At 74.1% G+C, this 18,488-nt stretch carries 18 protein-coding genes and 3 tRNA genes; 4 read left to right on the forward strand and 17 right to left on the reverse strand.

The genetic code is table 11. From position 1 onward, the window contains the following. Positions 1 to 6 precede the first annotated feature (6 nt). The 4 genes from ACN27C_RS00880 to leuC form a co-directional block, all read right to left on the reverse strand. Positions 7 to 1,986, reverse strand: a complete 1,980-nt coding sequence (locus tag ACN27C_RS00880) for an endonuclease/exonuclease/phosphatase family protein (RefSeq protein WP_422750208.1) — start codon at positions 1,984 to 1,986, stop codon at positions 7 to 9. Between the two features lie 134 nt (positions 1,987 to 2,120). Next, positions 2,121 to 2,726 carry an HU family DNA-binding protein gene (locus ACN27C_RS00885; protein ID WP_030270029.1) on the reverse strand — a complete coding sequence of 202 codons (606 nt, stop codon included), beginning with the start codon at positions 2,724 to 2,726 and terminating at the stop codon, positions 2,121 to 2,123. A 159-nt stretch (positions 2,727 to 2,885) separates the two neighbouring features. Continuing rightward, positions 2,886 to 3,473 (reverse strand): 3-isopropylmalate dehydratase small subunit, encoded by a 588-nt coding sequence (gene leuD, locus ACN27C_RS00890; RefSeq protein WP_120571216.1) that lies wholly within the window; start codon positions 3,471 to 3,473, stop codon positions 2,886 to 2,888. Positions 3,474 to 3,489: 16 nt separating this feature from the next. Beyond that, complete coding sequence (gene leuC / locus ACN27C_RS00895) at positions 3,490 to 4,932, reverse strand: 3-isopropylmalate dehydratase large subunit (protein WP_120571217.1); 1,443 nt, start codon at positions 4,930 to 4,932, stop codon at positions 3,490 to 3,492. A gap of 49 nt (positions 4,933 to 4,981) precedes the next feature. On the opposite strand from leuC, the gene ACN27C_RS00900 reads away from it, so the two are divergent. Then, a complete protein-coding gene (locus tag ACN27C_RS00900) occupies positions 4,982 to 5,668 on the forward strand; it encodes an IclR family transcriptional regulator (RefSeq protein WP_013284529.1) in 687 nt (228 codons plus the stop codon). Between the two features lie 194 nt (positions 5,669 to 5,862). Here ACN27C_RS00900 and ACN27C_RS00905 read toward each other — a convergent pair. The 4 genes from ACN27C_RS00905 to ACN27C_RS00920 all read right to left on the reverse strand — a co-directional run bounded on the left by ACN27C_RS00905 (position 5,863) and on the right by ACN27C_RS00920 (position 7,220). Next, positions 5,863 to 5,935: transfer RNA gene (locus ACN27C_RS00905), tRNA-Glu, on the reverse strand. 154 nt (positions 5,936 to 6,089) lie between these two features. Continuing rightward, positions 6,090 to 6,162 (reverse strand) — tRNA-Glu (locus tag ACN27C_RS00910). A 76-nt stretch (positions 6,163 to 6,238) separates the two neighbouring features. Then, positions 6,239 to 6,310, reverse strand: a tRNA-Gln gene (locus tag ACN27C_RS00915). Positions 6,311 to 6,416: 106 nt separating this feature from the next. Beyond that, a complete protein-coding gene (locus ACN27C_RS00920) occupies positions 6,417 to 7,220 on the reverse strand; it encodes a fumarylacetoacetate hydrolase family protein (RefSeq protein ID WP_120571218.1) in 804 nt (267 codons plus the stop codon). Positions 7,221 to 7,436: 216 nt separating this feature from the next. Here ACN27C_RS00920 and ACN27C_RS00925 point away from each other — a divergent pair, with 216 nt between their 5' ends. Together ACN27C_RS00925 and ACN27C_RS00930 are read left to right on the forward strand one after the other, a co-directional pair. Further along, the gene (locus ACN27C_RS00925; RefSeq protein WP_422750209.1) at positions 7,437 to 8,906 is read left to right on the forward strand and encodes a hypothetical protein; all 1,470 of its coding nucleotides are present in this window, start codon (positions 7,437 to 7,439) and stop codon (positions 8,904 to 8,906) included. Positions 8,907 to 8,940: 34 nt separating this feature from the next. Beyond that, positions 8,941 to 9,825, forward strand: coding sequence for a 3-methyladenine DNA glycosylase (locus ACN27C_RS00930; protein ID WP_422750210.1), 885 nt, complete (start codon positions 8,941 to 8,943; stop codon positions 9,823 to 9,825). Between the two features lie 24 nt (positions 9,826 to 9,849). On the opposite strand, the gene ACN27C_RS00935 is transcribed toward ACN27C_RS00930, so the two are convergent. From ACN27C_RS00935 to ACN27C_RS00975, 9 genes are all read right to left on the reverse strand, one after another. Then, entirely contained in the window at positions 9,850 to 10,989 is a 1,140-nt protein-coding gene (locus tag ACN27C_RS00935; protein WP_422750211.1) for a cellulose binding domain-containing protein, read from the reverse strand. 87 nt (positions 10,990 to 11,076) lie between these two features. Next, on the reverse strand, positions 11,077 to 11,649 hold the full coding sequence (locus tag ACN27C_RS00940; RefSeq protein ID WP_422750212.1) for a GNAT family N-acetyltransferase: 573 nt from the start codon (positions 11,647 to 11,649) through the stop codon (positions 11,077 to 11,079). Between the two features lie 49 nt (positions 11,650 to 11,698). Continuing rightward, a complete protein-coding gene (gene arfB, locus ACN27C_RS00945; RefSeq protein WP_120571223.1) occupies positions 11,699 to 12,124 on the reverse strand; it encodes an alternative ribosome rescue aminoacyl-tRNA hydrolase ArfB in 426 nt (141 codons plus the stop codon). Between the two features lie 9 nt (positions 12,125 to 12,133). After that, positions 12,134 to 12,430: a hypothetical protein gene (locus ACN27C_RS00950; protein WP_013284522.1), complete on the reverse strand. Its 297-nt coding sequence runs from the start codon at positions 12,428 to 12,430 to the stop codon at positions 12,134 to 12,136. 152 nt (positions 12,431 to 12,582) lie between these two features. Beyond that, the gene (locus ACN27C_RS00955) at positions 12,583 to 13,443 is read right to left on the reverse strand and encodes a S1C family serine protease (RefSeq protein ID WP_422750213.1); all 861 of its coding nucleotides are present in this window, start codon (positions 13,441 to 13,443) and stop codon (positions 12,583 to 12,585) included. A 39-nt stretch (positions 13,444 to 13,482) separates the two neighbouring features. Beyond that, a complete protein-coding gene (locus ACN27C_RS00960; protein ID WP_013284520.1) occupies positions 13,483 to 14,442 on the reverse strand; it encodes a VWA domain-containing protein in 960 nt (319 codons plus the stop codon). Then, the gene (locus tag ACN27C_RS00965; RefSeq protein WP_422750214.1) at positions 14,439 to 15,455 is read right to left on the reverse strand and encodes a DUF58 domain-containing protein; all 1,017 of its coding nucleotides are present in this window, start codon (positions 15,453 to 15,455) and stop codon (positions 14,439 to 14,441) included. The genes ACN27C_RS00960 and ACN27C_RS00965 overlap by 4 nt, the downstream gene beginning before the upstream one ends. Beyond that, the gene (locus tag ACN27C_RS00970; protein WP_121686054.1) at positions 15,452 to 16,501 is read right to left on the reverse strand and encodes an AAA family ATPase; all 1,050 of its coding nucleotides are present in this window, start codon (positions 16,499 to 16,501) and stop codon (positions 15,452 to 15,454) included. The genes ACN27C_RS00965 and ACN27C_RS00970 overlap by 4 nt, the downstream gene beginning before the upstream one ends. A gap of 192 nt (positions 16,502 to 16,693) precedes the next feature. Further along, on the reverse strand, positions 16,694 to 17,215 hold the full coding sequence (locus ACN27C_RS00975; RefSeq protein ID WP_120571227.1) for a hypothetical protein: 522 nt from the start codon (positions 17,213 to 17,215) through the stop codon (positions 16,694 to 16,696). 280 nt (positions 17,216 to 17,495) lie between these two features. Here ACN27C_RS00975 and ACN27C_RS00980 point away from each other — a divergent pair, with 280 nt between their 5' ends. Beyond that, on the forward strand, positions 17,496 to 18,488 hold the full coding sequence (locus tag ACN27C_RS00980; protein ID WP_422750215.1) for an endonuclease/exonuclease/phosphatase family protein: 993 nt from the start codon (positions 17,496 to 17,498) through the stop codon (positions 18,486 to 18,488).

The following is an 18,488-nucleotide window of genomic DNA, read 5'->3' on the forward strand; positions in this document are numbered from 1 at the left end:
GGCCGCTCAGGGCAGCGTGACGGTGAGCGTCACCGGGAGGTGGTCGCTGGCCTCGGTGCGCGGCGCGCGTACCTCGCCGGCGGTCAGGCCCGGCGACACGAAGACGTGGTCGATCTGGGTGCGCGGCTCGTCGGCCGGGCTGGTCCGCAGCGGCCGGGCCGCAGCCAGCGCGTCCACCAGGCCCGCGCGGGTGAACTCGGCGAACGCCGGGTCGTCCGGTTCGGTGTTCAGGTCGCCGCCGAGCACCAGTGGACGGCCGTTCGCGTACCGGCCGGCGAACGCGGCCACCTCGCCCGCCTGCTCGACCGGATCCCGGCCGGGCGGCGGTTGCAGGTGCGTGGCCACCACCGCCAACTCGCGGCCGCCGACCTCGAGCGTGACGCCGAGGGCCTGCGCCCCGGTCGGCGCGCCGTGCGCGGTGAGCCGCCGGGTCTGCCCGGAGCGCATCGGGAAGCGGCTGAGCACCGCGTCGCCCCAGACCGGGTCGGCGGCGGGCGCGAAGACGTACGGCATCCCGAACCGCCCGGCCAGCAACGCCAGCGTGTCGTGGCCGCCGTTGAGCCACCAGCCCCGATCCACCTCGCTGAGCAGCACGACGTCCGCGTCGCGCAACTCGCGGGCCAGCGCGTCCAGGTCCAGCCGGCCGTCCAGGCCGAACCCCATCCGGATGTTGTACGCGGCCACACGTACCGCCGCCGGTGCGGTGGTGGCCCGGGCCGATGTGGGCGGCACGTGCAGCGCGGCGGCGAGCCCGGCCAGCGCGGTGAGCCCCGCCAGGGCCGCGACCCGGACCGTGGCGGGCAGCACCGGGCCGGGCGCTGCCGCGCCGCGCGACATCGGGGCGGGCGACGTCATGGCGGGGCGGGCAGGCGCGGTAACCGCCACCAGAGCCACCAGGACGGCCGTGGCGACCGGAGCCCACCCGTTGGGGTACCCCACGTCGTAGGCGGCGTAGTAGGCCACCGTGGCCACCGCGAACACCAGCATCCCGAGCACCGCCGCCCGTCCGCGCCGCGCCCCCGCCCGCCCGTCGTCACCGTTCCCGGCCGCGTCGTCGGCGGGCGTGTCGGTGAGCGCCAGGCAGCCGCCCAGGCCTGCGGCGGTGAGCAGGTACGCCGGGACGAGACGCCCGGTCACGAACAGCACCGACCCGGCGAGCAGCGCCAGCGGCCACAGCACCCGGGCCACGCGCGCCGGTGCCCGGAACAGTGCCGCCGCGAGGAACAGCAGCACCGCGAGCACGCCCCACAGCGATCCGCCGGCCGGGCGGGCGAGACCGGGGAAATCCGGCGACCCGGTGCCGGCGGCGGCGCTCCAGATCGCCGGGGCGAGCGCCACCTGACCGGCCAGCAACAGCGCCGGCCCGCACAGCGACCAGGCCCGCCGGCCCGGGGTGGGCACGCGCCGCCCGCCGTCGCCGTCCGCCGCATCCGCCGCCGGCCGCGCCGCGTCGGCGCGTACCGGAGCGGCCGTCCGCTCCCGCCGTGCCACCGACGCGGCCAGGAACGCCGCTACCAGCGGGGCGCTCAGGCCCCAGCCGAGCACGCCGCCGCGCCACACCAGGTCCTCGGTGCCGAGCAGGGCGTGCCCGACCGCGTTCCCGGCCAGGCCGAGCGCCAGCCCGGCGACCGGCCTTGGAACCGACGCGGCGATCGCGGCGAGCCAGACCAGGCCCGCGAGCAGCCCGGCGCAGGCCAGCCAGAGCTGGGCCGGGCCGCCGGGTTGCGCGGTCAGCGCCAGCCGGGCCACCGCCAGCACGCCCGCGGCGACGAGTCCGACCGGGCCGGCACCCGTCCGGCGTACGAGCGTGGGCGCGGCGAGGGCGAGCAGGAACCAGCCGAGCGCGAACGCGCCGAGCAGTTCGGCCGGCGTCTCGGCGGCCTGGCCGAACAGGGTGATGATCGACGGCAGCCAGACCCGCAGCACGTCCAGCAGAATCGCGATGCCCAGCGCGAGCGCCAGGGTGGAGAGGTGACGGTGCCGCACGGGCGCCTCTTCTCGTGACCGACGGGGGTTTTCGGCACGGCGATTCTGCGGGGCGCGGCGGCGGGCGGTCAACGCGTACCCATGCGAAAGGGCGCCCACCGCGAACGGTGGGCGCCCTTTCGTGGGCCGTCCGGTCAGCGCCGGGTGGCGGCCTTCTTGGCGGGCGCCTTCTTCGCGGGCGCCTTCTTCGCCGCCGTGGTCTTCTTGGCCGTGGCGGACTTCGCCGCGGTCGTCTTCTTGGCGGTGGTGGTCTTCTTCGCCGCGGTGGACTTCGCCGCGGTCGTCTTCTTCGCCGCCGTGGTCTTGGTCGCGGCGGCCTTCTTCGCCGGCGCGGCCTTCTTCGTCGCGGTGGTCTTGGTGGCCTTCGCCGCCGTGGTCTTCTTCGCGGCGGCGGTGGTCTTCGCCGCGGTGGTCTTCTTCGCGGCGCCGGTGGTCTTCTTCGCGGCGGCGGTGTCCTTCGGCACCTTGCCGCTGGCCACCATCTCCTTGAAGCCCGCGCCCGCCCGGAACGTCGGGACGGAGGTCTTCTTGACCTTCACCGCCTCGCCGGTACGCGGATTGCGCGCTGTTCGGGCTCCCCGGACGCGCTTCTCGAACGCTCCGAAACCGGTGATCGCCACCTTCTCGCCCTTGGTGACCGCCGCCTGGACCTCAGCGAGAACCGCGTCGAGCGCGGCCGTCGCCGTCTTCCGGTCCCCCAGGCGAACGGCGAGCGCCTCGATGAGCTCGGCCTTGTTCACGACTTCCTCCCGATTGTGCAACTGACTCGACGCGAGCCATTCTGCGCGCACGGTATGCCCTGTGCTGCCTGGACACAAACATTCGGTGGAAAAAAGCCCTTGTGTCGCAACGGATTCGCCCCCACCGGATGCACCGGTGGGGGCGAATAGCGCTGGAAGTCAGGCGATCGAGGGCAGGAACGCCGGCCGGTCGGCCTCGTACGCGCTGATCTCGGCCTCGTGCCGGAGGGTGAGTCCAATGTCGTCCAAGCCCTCCATCAGCCGCCAACGGCTGTGGTCGTCCAGCGGGAACGCCCAGGTGGCGTCACCGGCGTGGACCTGGCGGGCGGCGAGGTCGACAGTGATCGGCGTGGTCGGCTCGGATTCCACGAGATCCCACAGTTCTTCCACGGCTTTCAATTCCAGCTCGACCGGAAGGAGACCTTCCTTGAGCGCGTTGCCGCGGAAGATGTCACCGAAGCGAGGCGAGATGACGGCCCGGAAGCCCCAGTCCCGCAGCGCCCACACGGCGTGCTCCCGGGAGGATCCGGTGCCGAACTCGGGGCCGGCGATCAGAATCGACGCACCCGAATGGACGGGATCGTTGAGGACGAATGACGGGTCCTCCCGCCACGCGTTGAACAGACCATCGGCGAATCCGGTCCGGGTCACCCGCTTGAGGTACACGGCGGGGATGATCTGGTCGGTGTCCACGTTGGATCGGCGCAGCGGCACGGCCGTGCCGGTGTGGGTGGTGAACTTGTCCATCTGTCGGCTGCCCTTCTTACAGGTCGGCGGGGGCGGCCAGCCGGCCGACCACGGCGGTGGCGGCGGCGACCGGCGGTGACACCAGGTGGGTACGCCCGCCCCGGCCCTGGCGGCCCTCGAAGTTGCGGTTGGAGGTCGAGGCGGAACGCTCGCCCGGCTTCAGCGTGTCCGGGTTCATGCCCAGGCACATGGAGCAGCCGGCGAAACGCCACTCGGCGCCGGCGTCGGTGAAGACCTTGTCCAGCCCCTCGATCTCGGCCGCCTCGCGGACCGCGGCGGAGCCGGGGACCACGAGCATGCGTACGCCGTCGGCGACCCGCCGCCCGCGCAGCACCTCGGCGGCGGCCCGCAGGTCCTCCAGGCGGCCGTTGGTGCACGAGCCGACGAACACCACGTCCACCGCGAGGTCGCGCAGCGGGGTGCCCGGGGTGAGGTCCATGTACTCCAGCGCCCGGCGGGCGGCGACCCGCTCCGGCTCGGTGACGAACTCCTCCGGGTCCGGCACCGTGGCGCCCAGCGGCACGCCCTGCCCGGGGTTGGTGCCCCAGGTGACGAACGGCGTGATCCGGCTCGCGTCCAGCGTCACCTCGGTGTCGAAGGTCGCGCCCTCGTCGGTGGGCAGCGTCCGCCAGTACTCCAGCGCCGCGTCCCAGTCGTCGCCCTGGGGCGCGTTGGGCCGCCCCTTCAGGTACGCGAACGTGGTCTCGTCCGGCGCGATCATGCCGGCCTTGGCGCCCCACTCGATGGACATGTTGGCGATCGTCATCCGCCCCTCCATCGAGAGGTCGCGGATCGCCTCGCCCCGGTACTCGACGATGTGACCGCGTCCACCGCCGGTGCCGACCTGCGCGATCAGCGCGAGCACCAGATCCTTGGCGGTGACGCCGGGCGCCAGCTCGCCGACGACGTTCACGGCCATGGTCTTCGGGCGGGCCTGCGGCAGCGTCTGCGTGGCCAGGACGTGTTCGACCTCACTGGTGCCGATGCCGAACGCCAGCGCCCCGAACGCGCCGTGGGTGGCGGTGTGCGAGTCGCCGCACACGATCGTCATGCCGGGCTGGGTGAGGCCGAGCTGCGGGCCGATGACGTGCACGATGCCCTGGTTCTCGTCGCCCAGCGGGTGCAGGCGGACGCCGAACTCGGCGCAGTTGCGACGCAGCGTCTCGATCTGGGTGCGGGAGGTGGGGTCCGCGATCGTGAGCAGGTCGCCGCGCCGGGAACGGAACGCCGGGTCGTCGTACCCGGTCGGGGTGTTGTGGTCCTCGGTCGCGATCGTCAGGTCGGTACGGCGGACCCCGCGCCCGGCCAGACGCAGACCGTCGAACGCCTGCGGGCTGGTCACCTCGTGCAGCAGGTGCAGGTCGATGAAGAGCAGGTCCGGCTCGCCGGCGGCGGAGCGGACCACGTGTGCGTCCCAGACCTTCTCGGCCAGGGTCCTCGGTTGAGTGACTCCCACCATCTGGACATCCTAAATTCTGGGAGGTAAATTTCGGCTTGTGGGACACAGTATGAGCGGTGTCGGCGTTCTCGACAAGGCGGTGGTCATCCTGGCCGCCTGTGTCGACGGCGCCAGCCTGGCCGAACTCGTTGAACGCACCAAGCTGCCCCGGGCCACCGCGCACCGGCTGGCACAGGCGCTGGAGATCCACCGGATGCTCGTCCGGGACACCCAGGGGCGCTGGCGCCCGGGTCCACGCCTGGGCGAGCTGGCCAACGCGGCCCCGGACGTGCTCCTGACCGCCGCCGAGCCGCTGCTCGCCGCGCTACGGGACGCCACCGGCGAAAGCGCCCAGCTCTACCTGCGCCGCGCCGACGAGCGGATCTGCGTGGCCGCCGCCGAGCGTGCCAGCGGCCTGCGGGACACCGTCCCGGTCGGCTCGGTGCTGCCGATGACCGCCGGTTCGGCGGCGCAGATCCTGCTCGCCTGGGAGCCGCCGGAGGCGGTCATGCCGCTGCTCCCCCGCTCCAAGTTCACCGGCCGCACGCTGGCCGAGGTGCGGCGGCGTGGCTGGGCGCAGAGCGTCGCCGAGCGGGAGGCGGGTGTGGCGAGCGTCTCGGCGCCGATCCGCGACCGGACCGGGCGGGTGATCGCCGCGATCAGCATCTCCGGCCCGATCGAGCGCCTCGGCCGCCGCCCCGGCGAACGCCACGCCATGGCCGTGGTCCGAGCCGGCCAGCGCCTCTCCGGCCTCTAACCCCCCGACCCCCCACCCACCCACCCCACCCACCCACCACCCGCCCCCGTTGATCATGAAGTTGGCGGCATTTTTGATCTCTCAGACTGCCGCTAACTTCATGATCAACGGGCGAGGGCGGGGAGGGCGCGGGAGGGCGGGGCGGGGATGCGGAACGGCCCGCCTCGCGGAGCGAGACGGGCCGTTCGTGGATGTAGCCCCGACCGGATTCGAACCGGCGCTACCGCCTTGAGAGGGCGGCGTCCTGGGCCGCTAGACGACGGGGCCAGGCACTTTTTCGTGCTTCACCACCCTGCCGGGCGGTGTGGCAGTAGTCTAGCGGCATCCCGCCCGGCACCACGGAGGGGGGGTCCACCCCCTGCGCGCGTGGGCAGGACAGCAGAAAGCCCGCCCCGGAGAACGGGACGGGCTGTCGGTGCTGTAGCCCCGACCGGATTCGAACCGGCGCTACCGCCTTGAGAGGGCGGCGTCCTGGGCCGCTAGACGACGGGGCCAGAACCTTCATTGCACTCCGCCAGCGTGAGCTGCCGGATTCCAGCGTCCGAGGGTTCTCGCGAACCCGCGGCTGCGCTGGGGTACCAGGACTCGAACCTAGACTAACTGAACCAGAATCAGTCGGGCTGCCAATTACCCCATACCCCATTGGCCCCTTGCGGCGCCGGGAATGAACTTTACCCTCCCGGTGCCGACAGGCCAAATCCAACCCCTCGAAACCCACCTGACCAGCGGAAACGAGGCATCGGAGCGATCAGGCGACAGGGACCACCGGGTTGCTCAGCTCCCCGATCCCCTGGATCCGCACGGTGACCGTATCCCCCTCGGTGAGCGGGCTAACCCCCGCCGGCGTGCCGGTGAGGACCACGTCGCCGGGCAGCAGCGTCATCACGTGCGAGATGTACGACACCAGGCCGGCAACGTCGAACACCATGTCCTTCGTCCGGCCGAGCTGGCGTACCTCCATCTCCTCCGGGTTGCGACCCACCTCACACCGGATCTCCAGGTCGCTGACGTCGAGCCCGGTGGTGATCCACGGCCCGATCGGGCAGAACGAGTCGAAGCCCTTGGCGCGGGTCCACTGCCCGTCGGAGCGCTGGAGGTCCCGCGCGGTGACGTCGTTGGCGCAGGTGTAGCCGAAGATGGCCCGCTCGGCGGCGGCCCGGTCGGCCCGGCGGGCGCCCGGGGCGCCGATCACCACGGCGAGTTCCGCCTCGTGCTCGACCTGCTTGGAGAAGATCGGCAGCCGGATGGCGTCGCGCGGGCCGATCACCGAGGTGGACGGCTTGAGGAAGAGCAGCGGCTCCTTCGGCACCTCGCTGCCGTGCTCGGCGGCGTGCTCGGCGTAGTTACGGCCGACACACACCACCTTGCTGGGCAGGATCGGCGACAGCAGCCGCACGTCGGAGAGCGCCCAGCGGGCGCCGGAGAACTGGATCTGCCCGAACGGGTGGCCTTCGATCTCGGCGATGGTCAGGCCCTGCGGCCCGGCCTCCGGCTCGCCCTCGACGACCCCGAACGACATTCCCTTGGCATGAGCGAAACGAGCGATACGCACCCGGCCAATCTATCCCCGCCCGCGGGCCGCCCGGCGGACACCGGCAGGCGGCACGCCCCGGCGGTCGCGCACCACACCCTCGCGGGCCGCCGGCGGCACCGGACCGGCGGGAGCCGCACAGGGTACGCGCGATCGCGCCGGACGGGGCGGGAATGGCGGCTTCGTACCCGCCCGGCGGGCCCCGGACCATAGCTTCGGGTCCGGAGGTTCGTTGGTATGCCTGCATCGAGACGACACCACAGGGCCCTGGCAGTGTTCGTGAACTGCCTCGGCGTCATCGCCGCCGTACCGGCGCTGTCCCCGGCGACGCCAGGCGCGGCCGCCGCCCCCGCCCATCCGGCCCCGGCACCGGCGGTCTTCCCCGGTGCCGCGGCCACCCCGATCCCGACCGGCGTGCCGGCGGTGCCCCCGGCGGTGCCGACCACCGGCCCGGCCCCGGTCCGGCCGTCGATGCCCCCGGTGAGCGTGGCGGTGGGTGCGTCGGGCACCCCGGCGCCGGGCTACCGGATCGAGGTCCGCAACGCCGGCTCGGCACCCGTCGACACGATGGTCCGGCAGGAGTTGCCGAACGGGTCGCGGGCCACCACGGTGACCGGCGGCGGCCGGGCCAGCCGGCCCGCCGGGATGAGCGCCGGTGAGGTGACCTGGCGGCTGCGGCTGCCGGCGAAGAGCACCACCACGCTGCACACCGCGCTGTCGGTCCCCGGTCCGGGCCGCTCGGTGACCGCTCCCACCTGCGTGTACGGCACGGACGGCACCCGCCCGTTCGACTGCGCCACGGCGACCTGGGTGGGTGCCGCGACGGCCCCGGCGGCGCAGGTCACCGCCGCCCCGGCCTGGCGGCGCCCGCCGGTGCTGCTCGCCGCGTTCACCGCGCTGCTGGTGGTCACCGCCGGTGTGGTGTGGTGGGCGGTGTGGCGCCGCCGCCGACGCACGGCCGCGCGGAGCGCCGCGACGCCCACCGGTACGCCCGGAGGCGGCACCATGCACACCGGCGCCCCCGAAGGCGGCGTGCCCGGCCTGGACATGCCGGGCGGAGCCGGACCCGGCCAGGGCGGACCGGGCAACGGCATGCCGGGCCACAGCGGGCCGGCCGAGCGGGGCACCGTCTATCCGCGTACGGCAGTGCCGTCGCCCGCGAGCCGTCGTCGCCGGCCGCCGGTCTGGCTCGTGGTCGGCGTGGCGGCGGCGGTGCTCGCCGGTGTGGTCGGCGCGGCAGCCTGGTCGGCCACGCAGCGGGTGGCCGCGATGGACACCACCAAGCAGCCGACGAGCGGCGCGTGGGTGGGCAGCAGCGTCACCGGCGCGCTGGGCCAGCCGCTGCGCGAGACCGCGTTCGAGTTCACCGTCTACCGGGTGAGCTGCGGCGCCGACGTCCTGCCACCGGCGCCCGGCGGGGGCCGGCCGTGCCTGGCCACGGTCGGGGTGCGCAACCTCACCAACGAGGACCAGACCTGGCACGGGCAGTTGCAGCGGGCGTACCTGCCGAGCGGCAACTGGGTGGCGGCGGACGAGGACGCGACCCGGGTGGCGAACCTGGGCCGGGACGTCTTCTCCCAGCCGGTGGCCGCCGGGCGGCGGGTGCTGCTGCCGCTGGTGTTCATCATGCGCGGCGACGAGCCGCCGAAGCGGCTGGAGTTGCGCAGCGGCGTCTTCTCCGCAGGCGTGCGGGTGGACGTGGCGTGATCCGGGCACGGGCGGCGGTCGTACCCTGGGGTGTGTGACCGCCGCCCTCGCCCCCGCGCTCGACCTGGCCGACTGGCAGGCGCGCCGGCACGCCCACGAGGCTCGGGTGGACGCCTGGCTGACGCCGCACCTGGCCCGCCGCCGCACCGGGGTGAAGCACCCGGTCGAGGACTTCCTGTTCACCTACTACTCGCACCGCCCGGCGCAGTTGCGCCGCTGGCACCCGGGTGCCGGCGTGGTGCTGCGCGACGCCGACCCGGCCGGTTTCGGCCCGGACTACACAGCGGCCTCCGCCGGGCTCACTCTCGACACGGATCGGGTACGCGCGCGGCGCGCCGAGTCGATCGTCTGGATCCGTACGCTGCTCGCGGCGACCGCCGGGCGCCCGGCGCAGTTCGGCTGTTTCGGCATGCACGAGTGGGCGATGGTCTACCGGCAGACGCAGGAGCAGGTACGGCACAACGCCTGGCCGTTGCGGTTGAGCCCGGCGGCGACGGCGGCTGTGGTCGAGGAGCGCGGCGTGCGGTGCAGCCACTTCGACGCGTTCCGCTTCTTCACCGCGCCGGCCCGGCCGCTCAACGTGCTCCAGCCGACCCGGGAGGGTCAGCACGCGCTGGAGCAGCCGGGCTGCTTGCACGCCAACATGGATCTGTACAAGTGGGCGTACAAGCTGTCGCCACTGGTGCCGTCGGAACTGGTGGCGGACTGTTTCGCGCTGGCCCGGGAGATCCGGGCGCTGGACATGCGGGCCAGCCCGTACGACCTGGCCGACCTGGGCTACCCGCCGGTGCGGGTGGAGACGCCGGAGGGCCGGGCCGAGTACGCCGCGGCCCAGCGCGGGTTCGCCGAGCGGGCCGCCGGGTTGCGGACCCGGCTGCTGGCCGCGCTGGACCGGGCCACACCGGCCGACCGCCGCTGAGCGCGGGGCCGGCCGGCGCGGGGATCAGTTCGCGGCGCAGGTCACTGCCGGCGGCGGGCTCGGGACCGCACCGTCGGCCAGGAACCCGAACGTGGTCTGGGCGGCCTGGGCCAGCGCGCCGTTCCAGCTCGCGTTCCGGGCGGTCACCGTGGTTCCGCTCTGTGTCACGTCCGCGCTCCACGCCTGGCTGATCCGCTGTCCGGCGGCGAGCGGGAAGCGTACGGTCCAGCCGCCGATCGGCGCGGCGCCGTCGTTGCGGACGGTCACCTCGCCCTGGAAGCCGCCCGGCCACTGACCGGCGAGGCGCCAGGTGGCGGTGCAGCCGCCGGGCGCCGCCGTCGGGCCGCCGGTGGGCGACGGGCTGGTCGTCGGTGAGGGGCTGACGGTGGGCGACGAGGTGGGGCCGCCGGTCGGGGACGTGGTCGGGCCGGGCGTGGTGCGGTCGAGCGCGGCGACCAGCGCCGGGTACCACCGGTCGGACATCTTCTGGTCCCCGGCGGCGTTCGGGTGCACACCGTCGTACGTGTCGGTGGCGGTGCTGAACCCGGTCCACTGGTCGACCACCACGATCGGCGACGCGGCTGTGCTCTTCCCGGCCGCCCAGCCGTCGACGAGCGCGTTGAGCGCCACCGTCCGCGAGCCGCACTCGGGGCAGCTCGCCGGGTTCATCGGGATGATCTTCGCGACCAGCACTGTGGTGGCCGGGTTGGCGGCCCGCATCTGGTCCACCAGCTTCGAGTACGCGGCCAGGATGGTGGCGGGCGCGATGTTGCTCCACACGTCGTTGGTGCCGAAGTGCATGAGCACGACGTCCGGCCGGGTGGCGGCGAGCCAGCCGGGCAGCAGGTTCTGGTTCGCCACGTTCGTCGCGAGGTAGCCGCCGTGCCCCTCGTTGTCGCCGTCGTACGGCACACCGCAGCCCTGCGGCCCGAGCGTGCCGACGAAGTCGACGTCGGTGTGGCCGGTGGATTGAAGGCGGTTCCAGAGCAGTGCCCGCCAGCAGCCGGGCGAGCCGGTGATGGAGTCGCCGAGCGGCATGACGCGGACCGGGGTGGCCGCCGCGGCGGCCGGGGGCGTGGTGGCGGTGAGGGTGAGGCCGAGGGCGAGGACCGGTAGCAGCGCGGCGAGCGCGGTCAGCGCGGCGCGCAGCGGGTTTCGGGACATGCGGAAGGGACTCCTGTCACTGTGACGTGGTGGTCGGTGACGGCCCTGAAGCTCCCGTACGCATTGAAGCGCTTCGACGCCTCCGGCTCAAGCCTCCGGGTGCCCCCGATGCCGGTTCCACTCCGGGGCGAGGATCGACATGACTGTGGCGTCCACCCAGTCGTCGCCGTCGCGCAGCACCTGCCGCAGCGTCCCCTCGGCGACGAAGCCCACCTTCTCGTAGGCGCGCCGGGCACGCGGGTTGAACGCGAACACCTCCAGGCCGATGCGGTGCAGGCCGAGCTGCTCGAAGCCGTACCCGACGATGAGCCGGACCGCCTCGGTGCCGAGGCCGCGGTCGCGGCCGCCGGGGCCGATGAGGGTGCGGAAGTTGCAGCTCGCGTTGGTCCGGTCCCACTCGTTGAGGACCACCTCACCGACGCAGACACCGCCGGCCCGGTCCACCACCGCGAGGTCGAGCCGGTCGTCCTGGCTGTTGCGGGTGCCGTACCAGGCGCGCAGGCGGGACGGCTCGAACGTCTCGCCGGCCGGGCTGCCGGTCAGCCGGGCCACCTCCGGGTCGGCCAGGATCTCGGCGAGCGCCGGCAAGTCGTCGTCGTGGAACGGGCGCAGCACGACGAGCTCGCCGGTGAGCGTGGGCTTGACGGAGAGGTCGATCACGTGGCGGAATTCTCCGCGCGGCGCGCGTGGCGGCTCAACGGATTTTCGGTCAGTCGCCGTCCACCCGGCGGTCGCGTTTGCGCTGGGACTGGCGCTTCTTCTCGGCCAGACGGCGCTCCTTCGCGCCACGGGAGGGGCGGGTCGGACGGCGTGCCTTCGGCGGCGGGGCGACGGCCTCGCGCAGCAGCGCGGCCATCCGCTCGCGGGCCGCCTCCCGGTTGGCCAGCTGGGCGCGGTGCTCGCTGGCGGTGACGGTGAGCACGCCGCCGACCAGGCGGCCGGCGAGCCGGGCCAGCGCGCGTTCCCGCAGCGCCTCCGGCACGCTCGGCGAACCGCCCAGGTCGAAGCTCAGCTCGACCCGGGAGTCGGTGGTGTTCACTCCCTGCCCACCCGGGCCGGAGGAGCGGGAGAACCGCTCGCGCAGCTCGGCGGCGGGCACCACGAGCCGATCGGTGACCCGCAGTCCGTCGTCCACTCCCCGAGGCTAGCGCCCGGCGCGGTGACTCGGGGTGGGGGTGGCGCTCGGCGTGGGACCGGCCCGTTCCTCGCCGCCGCCGGACGCCGCGTACGCGGCCGCGCCGACGAGCAGCAGGGCGATCACCGCGAGCTTGACGACCACGCCCCGGATCGCGAGCCAGGCGTTGCGCCGGGCGCCGGGGACGCTGGTCCGGATCGTCTGGTAGTCCGTCCAGCCGCGTTTCGCACGCGCGTAGGAGGCGCCGACACCGGCGCCGATGATCAGGCCCACCACGAGGAGGGCCGCAATGACAGCTTGCTCCACCTCCGCCAGTATCCATACTCAGCGTAATATTTCTATGCCCCAATGATCCCACGCCGGATATCCGACACTTCGCACCGATCTTGCGGCGCTTGTGCAGGTCAGCGCCGCGCGGGGCGCCGGAGCAACCCCGCGCGGGTGGCCGCGCCGGCGGCTCAGCCGCCCCGGCCGATGATGGTGTCGGCGGTCTGCTGGACCTGGTCGATCGGGATGGCGAAGCCGATGCCGATCGACCCGTTGCCGTCGATGGTGGCGATCGCGGTGTTCACGCCGACGACCTCACCGCGCGCGTTCACCAGTGGCCCACCGGAGTTGCCCGGGTTGATGGAGGCGTCGGTCTGCACCGCCGTGTGCCGGCCGTTGCCGATGCGTACCTGCCGGTTGAGCGCGCTGACGATGCCCGCGGTGACCGTCCCGGCGAGCCCGAGCGGCGACCCGACCGCGAGCACCGGCTCCCCCACCCTGGTCGAGTTCGCCTTGGCCAGCGGCAACGGCGGCAACCCGGCCGACGCGGGCACCTTCAGCACGGCCAGGTCGCTGGCCGGTTCCCGGCCCACCACCTCGGCCGGGAAACGCCGCCCGTCCGAGGTCTCCACCGTGACCGCGCCGGCACCGCCCCGGGCCAGGATGTGGTCGTTGGTGACGATGTGCTGCTCGTTGTCGATGGCGAACCCGGAGCCGGACGCGGACGCGCCGGAGCGGCCCCCGACCATCACCGACACCACCCCGGGCACCGTCTTGCCGGCGGCGGTGATCAGCTCCGCCGGCACCGGCGCGGCGGACGCCGCTGCCGGTCCCGGCGCGCCCCGGTCGGCCGCCCAGGTGCCGGCCGCCGCGCCGGAGACGGTGGAGAGCGCCACCACCGCCGCCACGCTCAGCAGCCGGTGCCGCAGGCTACGCCGCCCGACCTCCGGCCCGCCCCCGGGTACGTCCCGGTGACCGCGCCCGTCCGGGTCCAGCTCCGGCGAGACGAACCACGGTCCGCGTGGCTCGCCGAGTCCGGTCTGCACTGCCATGCCTGGCTCCTCACATGTCGTGCGGTAGTGGTGTGCGGGTCAGGGCAGCCGGGAGAACCACCGCAGCGAGCCGGCCGCGGCGCCCATCGCCAGGACCAGCCCGAGGCCGATGAAGCGGGCCGAGATGTCCTGCCGCTCGGTGCGGTAGCCGACCGAGGTGCCGATGTCCTCGTAGACGTCCTTCAGCTCGGCGGTGGTGGACGCCTCGTGGAAGCCGCCGCCGGTCTGCTCGGCGACCGCCCGCAGCGTCTGGCCGTCCACCGGCACCTGGATCGCCCGGCCGCCCCTGTCGACCGAGCCGCCGGGCGTGCCGAAGGAGATGGTGTGCACCGGCACCTTCGCGGCGACCGCCTGGTCGGCGGCCTCCATCGGGTCCATGCCGGAGGTGTTCGCGCCGTCGGAGAGGATGATGATCCGGGCCGGCGGCGGGTCCTTGGCGGCGGTGGCGTCCAGGCTCTTGACCGCGCCGAGCGAGGTGCTGATCGCCTCGCCGATGGCGGTGCCCTGCACGCCGGTGATGCCCTCGGCCAGCCGCCCGATGCCGTCGTGCAGCGCCTCCCGGTCGGTGCTCGGCGGCACCAGCACCGCCGCGCTGCCGGCGAACGCGACGAGGCCGACGTTGAACTCGTCCGGCAGCCCGTCGACGAACCGCCGGCCCGCCTCCTTGGCCGCGGTCAACCGGTCCGGGTCCACGTCACCGGCGAGCATCGAGGTGGAGACGTCCACCGCGACCATCACCGTGGCCCGTTCCCGGGGCACCCGCACCTCCGCCTCGGGCCGGGCGAACCCGACCACCAGCAGCGCGAGCATGGCGAGGAACAGGCCCGCCGGGACGTGCCGCCGCCAGGCCGGGCGGCGCGGGGCGACCCGGTCGAGCAGGCGCAGGTTGGTGAAGCGCACCGCGTACCTGCTCTGCCGCCGTTGCAGCACCAGATAGCCGGCGACCAGGGCGACGACGGCGAGCAGCAGCCAGAGGCGGGCGGGTGACTGCCAGGTCATGCGACACCTCCGCGGGCGGCGGCCGGCACCATGGCCAGCCGGCGCTGCTCGTGCACGTACCGGACGACGTCCGCGCACCAGTCCCGGTCGGTGCGCAGCGCCAGGTGGGTGGCGCCGGCCCGGCGCAGCGTGCGGCGTACCTGGTCGCGCTGCTCGGCGGCGGCGCGCGCGTACCGCTCGCGCAGGCCCGGGTCGCCGGTCCACACCTCGCGGTGCCGGCCGCTCTCCGGGTCGACGAGCGTGATCAGGCCGACGTCGGGCAGTTCCAGCTCGCGCGGGTCGGTCACCTCGACCGCGAGCACCTGGTGCCGTACCGCGAGGCGGCGCAGCGCCGCGGCCCAGGGCGGCGGCGCGGTGTCCGGGTCGTCGGGCAGTTCGTCGAGGAAGTCGGAGACGATCACCACGAGCCCGCGCCGGGTGGCGACGCGCTGGAGGCCGTCCAGCCCGTCGACCAGGCCCGGCACCGCGTCCCGAGGGCCCGCGCCGGCCGCGCCCGCGCCGCCGGAGTCCGGCAGGTCGCCGGTACGCGGGGCGCCGAGCAGCGCGCGGAGCAGCCCGAGCAGATGGGTACGCCCGCTGCGGGCCGGGAACCGGCGCAGCCCGTCCGGCGTGAGCACCTGGGCGCCGAGCCGGTTGCCGACTCCGGCGGTGAGGAAGCCGACCGCCGCCACAGCCGCCACCGCCAGCTCCCGTTTGTCCAGCGTGGACGTGCCGTACTCCATGCTGGGGCTGGCGTCGACGAGCAGCCAGGTGGTCAGTTCCCGGTCCGCGTCGACCTCGCGGACGTGCGGAACGGTGGTCCGGGCGGTGACCGCCCAGTCCATCCGGCGTACCTCGTCCTCGCCGGGGCGGTACTCCCGGCTGCCGGCCGCCTCGCTACCGGGTCCGGGGAGCAGGCCGCGGTACCGGCCGTGCAGCAGGCCGTCGAGCCGCCGGGTCACCGTCAGCTCCAGCCGGCGCAGCCGCTGGTCCGGGGCGAGATCGGCGAGCCCGGGTTCGGCTGCGCCGGTCATGCCGCCGCCAGGTCGTTCACCGTCTCCGTGGGCCCGTTGACCAGCCGGGGCGGCGGCACCGCCTCGATCACGCGGCGCACCACGTCCTCGCCGGAGATCCCGTCGGCGATCGCGTCGAAGGAGAGCACGAGCCGGTGCGCCAGCACGTCCACCGCCAGTTCCCGGATGTCCTCGGGGAGCACGTAGTCCCGGCCGTGGATGAGCGCCTGGGCGCGGGCGGCGGCCACCAGGCCGAGCGTGGCCCGGGGGCTGGCCCCGTACGCCAGCAGGGGCGCGACGTCGGGCAGGCCGAAGCGCTCCGGGTCGCGGGTGGCGAGGATGAGGCGGACCACGTACTCGGCGAGCGCGTGGTGGACGAAGACGTCGGTGGCGCGGCGCTGGAGATCGCGCAGCCGGTTCGGGTCGAGCACGGTACGCGCGGTGGGCCGCTCGGTGCTCATCCGGTAGAGGATGGCCAGCTCGTCGGCGTCGCTCGGGTAGTCGACCACGACCTTCATCAGGAAGCGGTCGCGTTGCGCCTCGGGGAGCTGGTAGACGCCCTCGGACTCGATCGGGTTCTGGGTGGCCAGGACCAGGAACGGGTCCGGCACCGGCCAGCTCCGGCCGGCGATGGAGACCTGCCGCTCGGCCATCGCCTCGAGCAGCGCCGACTGCACCTTGGCCGGGGCCCGGTTGATCTCGTCGGCGAGCACCAGGTTCGCCATGATCGGCCCCAGCTCCACGTCGAACTGTTCGGTGGAGGCGCGGTAGATGCGGGTGCCGACGATGTCGGAGGGGACCAGGTCGGGGGTGAACTGGATCCGGGAGAACGTGCCACCGACCACTGTGGCGAGCGTCTGCGCCGCCAGCGTCTTGGCCACCCCCGGTACGCCCTCCAGCAGGCAGTGCCCGTCCGCGATCAGGGCGGTGAGCAGGCGGTCGACGAGCCGATCCTGCCCGACGATCACGCGTTTGACCTCGACGAGGGTCTGTTCCAGCTCGACGCCGCTCGCGTCGGCGTCGACCGGGCTGAGCACGCTGGCCGGGGTGTCCGAGATGTCCGTCACGGTGCTTGCTTCCCGTGCCGGACCGGCGACAAACGTCGGATTATCGGCCCGTGGACGGTGGTCTGCGGGCCGGACCGGCAGCATCTCCCCAGCCGGGCGGGAACGGCGCGAAGCGGCGCGGCACCGACCGGACCGGCACGGAACACGACACCGGCCCCCGCCGGAGCGGGGGCCGGTGCGGGGCCGGACGGGTCAGTTGGCGATGACCAGGTGGAACGGCCGGTCGGCGGCGCCGCCGGTGGAGTTGCGGGTCTGCACGAAGACCGCGTTCGGGGTCAGCGTGCGGGGCGCGACCGACACCTCACCGGCGGGCGGCACGTTCGCCGGGTCGTTCGTGCCGATGGTCGCCACGTACGCCTTGGCCGAGACGTTGTAGTCCAGCAGCACCTGGTACTGCCCGGCGGTGACGCCGGTGCCCGGGGTGAACCGGAACGAGGACACCACGTTGCCGGAGTGCTGCAACAGCGTCCCGTTGGCCGCCACGACGGCCCAGGCGACCTGGCCGGCGGCCGGTGGGGCCAGGGTGGCCCGCATCGCGGTCCGGGCGGCCTGCCGCTCGACGGCGGTCACCGGCGGCTGCGCCGTGGAGTGCCGGGCGCCGGGCTGCGGCTTCGCCTCCGGCTGGGCGGCCGCGGCGATCCCGCCACCGGCCAGGCTGAGGGACAGCGCGGCGAGCGCCACCACCGTCGCCTTTCGCTTGAAGAATGTGGCCATGAGTTCTCCCTTGGTAGACCGTGGTGATACGGCGACTGCGCGCGTCAAAATTGCGGATCATCGGGTATCCGCTCGGGAGCGCACCGCTCGTGAGCTGGCCTTACTACAGAGAGTCGCGACGTCTCAACCAGGTGGAACCTAGCACCGTAAAATGCGGGCGGTCAATAGTGTTATTGCGTGTCCGACCGATCCGCAAAGATGCCCCAAAATTGCGATAAACAATTCACGAAATTGTTTCGGAGGGCGTCGCGCCGGCCCGGATCGGGGTAGCCTCACCGTCATGATCACCCTGCCGCGCCTGCCCCGGGCCGGTACCCGGGGCGGCCGCCCGGCCACCGTCGCGTGCTGGCTCGCGGTCGCGCCGGTCGCCGCGTGGGCGCTGGTGCGCCTGACCGGACTGGAACGCGGTCCGATGGTGCTGGCGATCGCGTTCACGCCGTACGCCGCCGCCGTGGCCCCGGTCGTGGCGGTGGCGGCGCTCGCCCTGCGGCGCCGCGCCCCGGCGGTGGTCGCGGCCCTCGCCGCGCTGGCGCTGGTCGGCGCGGTGGCGCCCCGCGCGGTCCCCGGCGACCGGCCCGCCGCCGACGGGCCGGCGCTGCGGCTGCTCACCGCCAACCTGCGTCTCGGCTCGGCCGATCCGGCGGCGCTGGTGGACCTGGTCCGGACGCGCCGGGTGGACGTGCTCACGGTGCAGGAACTCACCCCGCCGCTGGCCGCCGAGCTGGACCGGCTCGGCCTGGCCGCGCTGCTGCCGTACCGGTCGCTGACCCCCGAGGTCGGCTCGACCGGCTCCGGCGTGTACGCCCGGCACCCGCTGCGCGACACCGGCCACCGGCGCAACCAGGGCTTCTTCTTCACCCAGGCGTACGCGACGGTGACGGTGCCCGGGGCGCCGCCGCTGCGGGTGGAGTCGGCGCACCCGGCCGCGCCGTACGCCCCGGACGTGGTGCCGGACTGGTGGACCGACCAGCGCGCCCAGCCGCCCGCCACCCCGGACGGCGGGCTGAGCGTGCTGGCCGGCGACTTCAACGCCACGCTCGACCACGCGGCGCTGCGGGACCTGATCGCCACCGGCTACACCGACGCGGCGGACGCGGCCGGAGCCGGGTTCGGCGGCACCTGGGGCCCGTACGACGGCGACCCGATCCCGCCGGTCGCCATCGACCACGTGCTGGTGGACCGGCGCATCGCGGTCCGCGCCGCCGGCACCCGTCCGGTGCCTGGGAGCGACCACCGCGCGCTGCTGGTCGAGCTGCGCCTACCGGCCGGGTGA

Origin of the sequence: Micromonospora sp. WMMD1219 (assembly GCF_049315215.1) — a bacterium.
GTDB classification, from domain to species: domain Bacteria; phylum Actinomycetota; class Actinomycetes; order Mycobacteriales; family Micromonosporaceae; genus Micromonospora; species Micromonospora tulbaghiae.

What these genes read in the sequence shown, in the direction of transcription:
- leuD (WP_120571216.1), bottom strand. Translation starts at nt 3,473, where the DNA reads ATGGACAAGTTCACCACCCACACCGGCACGGCCGTGCCGCTGCGCCGA.
- leuC (WP_120571217.1), bottom strand. Translation starts at nt 4,932, where the DNA reads ATGGTGGGAGTCACTCAACCGAGGACCCTGGCCGAGAAGGTCTGGGAC.
- ACN27C_RS00900 (WP_013284529.1), top strand. Translation starts at nt 4,982, where the DNA reads ATGAGCGGTGTCGGCGTTCTCGACAAGGCGGTGGTCATCCTGGCCGCC.
- ACN27C_RS00925 (WP_422750209.1), top strand. Translation starts at nt 7,437, where the DNA reads ATGCCTGCATCGAGACGACACCACAGGGCCCTGGCAGTGTTCGTGAAC.
- ACN27C_RS00935 (WP_422750211.1), bottom strand. Translation starts at nt 10,989, where the DNA reads ATGTCCCGAAACCCGCTGCGCGCCGCGCTGACCGCGCTCGCCGCGCTG.
- ACN27C_RS00955 (WP_422750213.1), bottom strand. Translation starts at nt 13,443, where the DNA reads ATGGCAGTGCAGACCGGACTCGGCGAGCCACGCGGACCGTGGTTCGTC.
- ACN27C_RS00960 (WP_013284520.1), bottom strand. Translation starts at nt 14,442, where the DNA reads ATGACCTGGCAGTCACCCGCCCGCCTCTGGCTGCTGCTCGCCGTCGTC.
- ACN27C_RS00965 (WP_422750214.1), bottom strand. Translation starts at nt 15,455, where the DNA reads ATGACCGGCGCAGCCGAACCCGGGCTCGCCGATCTCGCCCCGGACCAG.
- ACN27C_RS00975 (WP_120571227.1), bottom strand. Translation starts at nt 17,215, where the DNA reads ATGGCCACATTCTTCAAGCGAAAGGCGACGGTGGTGGCGCTCGCCGCG.
- ACN27C_RS00980 (WP_422750215.1), top strand. Translation starts at nt 17,496, where the DNA reads ATGATCACCCTGCCGCGCCTGCCCCGGGCCGGTACCCGGGGCGGCCGC.